A 589-nucleotide genomic window follows, 5' to 3' on the forward strand; every position below is an offset into this window, starting at 1 on the left:
TTCCCCCATTCGGAAATCCCCGGATCAAAGCTTACTTACAGCTCCCCGAGGCATATCGTTGTTCGTCACGTCCTTCTTCGGCTCCTAGTGCCAAGGCATCCACCGTGCGCCCTTTCTAACTTAACCTGTTTTTTCAAAATAAGCGGCGCATTTCTTCGTCAGCTTCGTGTCTGCGGTGCTCATGTACCCTTAAATGTACACTCCGCTCCTCGCCACTTTGCTTCCTCGAACTGCTTGCTTCTTTTGAAAAACCTTTGTTATAAAGGTTTAACGTCGAATTGAATTCTTGACTACTCAAGTTTACTCAAAAGCTTTTACAAACTTTCCGGTAAAACTTAAATGTGTTAGTTGTTATCTAGTTTTCAAGGAACGAAATCAATTGTGAATTGGATAATTATGAATTTTGAATTGGTTGAAGGCTTCTCTGAGACGCTTTTAATAATTCATAATTCAAAATTGACAATTCATAATTGCTTTTAGAGAGATCATTCTCTCAAAACTGAAACACAGCGTCAGCGTACTTTTCCTAAGAAAAGCATCGACTAGAGTTTTAACTCCATAGAAAGGAGGTGATCCAGCCGCACCTTCC

General features: G+C 40.6%; 1 rRNA gene. It reads right to left on the reverse strand.

The features are described 5' to 3' along the window. Positions 1-126: ribosomal RNA gene (locus DS745_RS24245) — 23S ribosomal RNA — on the reverse strand; the annotation flags it as partial. Between the last annotated feature and the right edge of the window lie 463 nt (positions 127-589).

Source organism: Anaerobacillus alkaliphilus (genome assembly GCF_004116265.1).
GTDB lineage: Bacteria > Bacillota > Bacilli > Bacillales > Anaerobacillaceae > Anaerobacillus > Anaerobacillus alkaliphilus.